Genomic DNA, 4,660 nt, shown 5'->3' with positions numbered 1-4,660 from the left:
GTCAAGAACGGCAGTGATACGTCTCTTATCTTTGATAGCGGAGAACGCTGACATTAAGAAAAAAGTATTCAAGATAGTGGATAGGTTCATGGGGCTCGTCGGGTCATGTCTTTTCAGTTGATGCTATGATCGCCGATCAAAATGAATCTGCCTACTTTTTCATGCCATCTGCATGATTCTTCTATGCTAGTTGTGGGGAGCCCTCAGGCTTAAACGGTAGTGCCGAGAATGGATCTTGGATTTTAGACGCGCCTATCTGCCATACTCGCTTGATTTCTTTTTTAGTAGCCATAGTGATTACTCCTTATTTATGAAGAAAAAGCCGATAGGAAATCATCGTCATCGTCTTGAAGTAAGCTGCTCGAAGCATTAACTTGTTCAGGCTCTTTTGTTGTCGTTGCTGACGGTGCAGTGTTGCTGTCGGATGCTGTAGAGGAAGATTGCACAGGGGCTTGAGTTGAACAATATTGTCGAATCTCTTGCTCGGCCTCGTAAGCGTTATGTTGAGCAAAAGTAAGTGCCAACGGTGTTTTGCCCTCCGAGAACACAGCAAGGTTTACTTGACCGTTATCACTGACCGTAATAGTGACTGAGGCGTTTCTAAGTTTCATTAGATCGTTAAGCATTTTGAATGACTCCTGTTGTTTGATGATTTAATGCTACGTGAGGTTTGGGAAATGCAATTGGCAATTGGCATTTCCCAAGCAAGATAGAGGGTTAGTAGTTGTATTTCTGAGTTTTGATAGCGGTACGGTAGTAATCAGGTGCGAACCCTGACCAATCGAACTCAAACGCTAAGATCAGCTTCACTTGCTCGTCAGTTTTCTTGTTCAGTAGAGCGTTAAACTCTTTTTCGCTCTTGGCAGTAACGAAAGCCTTTTTGAAACCAGACTTAACCAATGCCTGTTCTCGAATGGTTTTAGTCATAGCCTCCAAGCGTTCTTTCGTTGGTGTCCATTGAGTAACAGCTTGCTCTTGATAACCATCCACAAAAGTCTCAGCAGCACGAATCGTTAGACGCTCAATGTTTAGTGTTTCAATCGATTGCCCTTGGGTAATTTCACCAATCAGCGACATAATTTTGCTTTCAAGCTCTGGTGGTGTCAGCTTCATAAACTCAAGCGTTTTTTCCTCAACGTTCGAGTGGCGTGTGTGCAGCGCAGTCAGCGAAGCCAGTACCAAAGCCATGTGATACGATGGATGCTGTAGCAATAGAGGTTTAGCGACCTCAGACAGTGCAGTTTGTGACTCTAGCACCAATCGCTTGGGGATAACCGCAGATTCTTTGTTTGACGCTTTGTTCTCCTGTCCTTGTGTTGCTGACGAGCCAGATTGCGCGGTACTCTCCGCTTTTCCTTTTGATTGCTCAGTGTTATCCATTGTCGCTTGATCTTGTTGATTCTTGCGCTCGGTTGCAGCAGTAGTGTGAGCTTTGACTTTCTTATCAAAACACGGCTTATCAAGGCATTGATGCTCTCGAATATCCCCTTGACCTAGACCTTTATCAACGAGGATTGCACAGTGCTTAGAGCACGACAGACAACCCTCTGTGTATTGCTCCACGCCAACGGCTGATTCGCTTACACCGACAGCCCCATCGACAGTGGATAGCAACACGACCTTGCCGTAATCGTCTTGCAATTCTTGTTGACGCTTCTCAAAGTGCGCTTTCGACTTTTCAGAAAAGCAGGTTGGGTTTGTGCAATCTGCCGATTCTTCATCATCTAAGAATAATGTGGTTTGAATTTTGGTGTTGAATGGACACGATTCACACTCTTTTTGACAGAACGAAGCACTGCTTAATGGGCGTTTAATCGCCTTTTGGATCTTGTCTTTGAGTACGTTGATACTCATACGTTCAGCAATGACAACATCTAATATTTTGTCCTGTACTTTTTCTGGTAAAGCCGACAGTCGCGCTGCATGACCTACTGACAGCACAAAGCCATTCGATTGTTTCTTACCAATCAAACCTTGTACTCGGTCACTCGCACGTAGCAGTTGTAGAGCCTGGTCAAACTTGGCTTTTGACCACCCCATTTCGGAGGCAGCAGCTTTAATGTCTCCATTGTGATTTGCAACGATGCGCTTTAATCCTTTAGCTTCGTCAAGCGTAGACATAGCCGTTCGGTCAATGTTCTCAGACATAGCCAGTTCAATTGCTTCTTGTACCGTCATGTGACGAACCAGAACAGGAATAGCTTTCAAGTTCGCTTCAATTGCAGATCTGCGTCTAGTAAACCCAGCCACAATCTCATAGCCTGTTGAGATATAACGTGCTGCTACCGGTGTGTGAACACCTTTCACTTTCACTGACGCAAGTAAGTCTGAATAATCAGCGTCAGAAATAGTGCTGCGTGGGTTCTCCCATTCGGTCGGTAGCTGTAGTTCATTCGGGTTTAACCAAAGTAGGATACCGTCCTCTTGTGTATTCTGCTGCTCTGTCGTTGCGATAGTCATTAGTCGTTCTCCTTGCGTTAAGTTGTGACTAGATTACATTCGCTTTTTTTTATGCAAGTCGTGAATCGCAATAAAAAACGCACCGCTAAATATTTAGCGATGCGTTGTCGAGAATTTTCTTCACTGGTGATAACGCTTGGGTGGATGCTTCGCCATGAGATAAGAAAACAGAGTTTGCAAAGCCATGAGCACATGAGGTTCTGCTGTGTCTTGCAGATCGGTAATAGCCTCTGTCAATTGTCCTTGTGCTTGTTGATACCAAGTTGTGTCGGTCGGTATCAATTCCATACCTTGTGATACATAGCAATTCATTTTGGAAACAAGAGCACGAGTTGCATGGTTTAATCCAATCGGTGTTAACACTAACGTATCAATCGCTTGCAGCAACTCACTACGGGATAATCCTTTATCCACCTCCACTAATCTGACGACATCGGCTCCATAAATAGCAGCAAGTGTACTGCCACAGTCCCATTGTATATGAATCGATCCTGCATCATCGACATGGCTGACAATACCAAGCTGCCCTATTTCTATTGGGTAAGGGTCATTCATGCGGCTGACTAGACGCACCTCTTTTCCTTTCTGGAACGTGTTACGCAACAACGTGAGTTTGTCCTTTTGTATTAACATTTCCTCTCCTTATGACTATTCAAGGGTCGCAGTCAGTCTATGTGTTTTGTTTTCAATGCAATAAAAAAGCACCCTAAAGTGCTTTATCCTTAGAAATTTATTGAATGAGGTTATGCCAGTTCTCTAAACTCCGTTTCACTCAGTACAGTTACACCTTTTGCTCTAGCAGCGTCCATTTTCGTCTGTCCTGTGCGCTCTCCACATACAAGATAATCCGTATGCGATGTGATGGATTTTTGTGGAATTGCCCCCAAAGAAGCCGCAAACTCTCCCATTTCAGAACGACTCAACGTACATTTGCCAGTGAAAACTACGTATTTACCACATAGAAGCGATGTAGACGCATTGACTATTTTTTTCTGTCTTTGTATCTCATCTTTGGTGTGAACAAGATTAAAGTCGGTGGATTCGAGTAGGAACTTGAGCAACTCACAATCTCTCAATTTGGCTGAAACCGTTTGTGCGGTCAGTTGACCAAAACCCTCTATCTCAAGGAGCTCTTGGGTTGAGAGGTGCGGCATATCTTCTATACGATGTACCGCTAAGATTTTTTTCGCGCTGCTTCTGCCTAGATTGCTGATCCCCAACGCCCCAATCAGTAGATAGTCATAGAGTTTTTCAGTTCTTACTCGACATACTTCGGCAACAAGATTAGCAGCCTGTCCAGCTCCCAAACCACACGTTCGGTAATCAAACGCATCCATCGTCAGCACTTTCTCTACGCTATCAAAACCGTGTTCAACCAGCATTGATACTGTAGCTCTACCGAACAACTGCGCTTCTATGGTTCTGAAAAAATGAATAATCTTACTTTCAGCTCTGGCATCGCAATCGTCATTGGAGCAATACAGATTAGATTCTTTTTGGATGACTGAGTGGCCACAATCTGGACAATGAGTAGGTACGTAAACGTTGTCGAGTGTGGCGGGTGTCACCACCGATTCGATTTTCGGTATCACCGATCCGGCTTTCACTACAGAGACTACCGCGCCCACACCGATTTTATTATCAAAAATATTCTGGGCATGATGACCAGTAGCCTTAGTCGTTTCCGAGCCATCTAAATCGATTTTTTTGAAATGGACTGTTGGAGCTAAAACGCCACTTCTTCCAACTTGAAACGTTACTTTCGTCACTTCCGTTTCTATACCAGCTTCATTTTGCTTTGCAGCAATCTGCCAGTGATGGTGTTTACTTCCACTGCCCATCAATTCTTTGATCTTTTTCGATGTTACCTCAAAGACTACACCATCGTACTTGTAGTCGCCTGTTCGCATCGCTTCTTCAACTTCGCTGTGGCATTGTGCAAAATCCTCTAGTGGCATTTCTACAGCGTCCATATCTTTGTAGAGCACTAGTGTCAGCGCCGATGTAAAAATGACCCACTAACGCCGATTTAAAATTGACCCACCTGAGGCAAACTATCCGTTCGTAAAATGGACAAAGCGGCGGATTATGATCAATCAGGAGCAACTAGTGGAAATACACGTTTTACATCAGCAAGGGCAAAGCATCCGCTGCATCGCGCGAGATTTAGGTATCTCTAGAAATACCGTTCGCACTTATC

General features: G+C 44.2%; 5 protein-coding genes. 1 reads left to right on the top strand and 4 read right to left on the bottom strand.

The features are described 5' to 3' along the window. Positions 1-308: 308 nt before the first annotated feature. From VTH8203_RS19100 to VTH8203_RS19085, 4 genes are all read right to left on the bottom strand, one after another. The gene (locus VTH8203_RS19100; protein ID WP_096995068.1) at positions 309-626 is read right to left on the bottom strand and encodes a hypothetical protein; all 318 of its coding nucleotides are present in this window, start codon (positions 624-626) and stop codon (positions 309-311) included. Positions 627-717: 91 nt separating this feature from the next. Further along, on the bottom strand, positions 718-2,460 hold the full coding sequence (locus VTH8203_RS19095) for a ParB/RepB/Spo0J family partition protein (protein WP_096995067.1): 1,743 nt from the start codon (positions 2,458-2,460) through the stop codon (positions 718-720). A 120-nt stretch (positions 2,461-2,580) separates the two neighbouring features. Continuing rightward, a complete protein-coding gene (locus tag VTH8203_RS19090; RefSeq protein ID WP_096995065.1) occupies positions 2,581-3,093 on the bottom strand; it encodes a DUF4314 domain-containing protein in 513 nt (170 codons plus the stop codon). A gap of 110 nt (positions 3,094-3,203) precedes the next feature. Next, positions 3,204-4,448, bottom strand: a complete 1,245-nt coding sequence (locus VTH8203_RS19085; protein WP_158296194.1) for a BRCT domain-containing protein — start codon at positions 4,446-4,448, stop codon at positions 3,204-3,206. A 100-nt stretch (positions 4,449-4,548) separates the two neighbouring features. Here VTH8203_RS19085 and VTH8203_RS19080 point away from each other — a divergent pair. Next, on the top strand, positions 4,549-4,660 hold a 112-nt coding region (locus VTH8203_RS19080), incomplete at its 3' end, for a helix-turn-helix domain-containing protein (protein WP_158296086.1).

Origin of the sequence: Vibrio thalassae, from assembly GCF_900089835.1 — a bacterium.
In the GTDB taxonomy this organism is placed as follows: Bacteria; Pseudomonadota; Gammaproteobacteria; order Enterobacterales; family Vibrionaceae; genus Vibrio; species Vibrio thalassae.
Note: the sequence above shows the minus strand (reverse complement) of the source record. Positions and strands in the feature narration are given on the sequence as shown.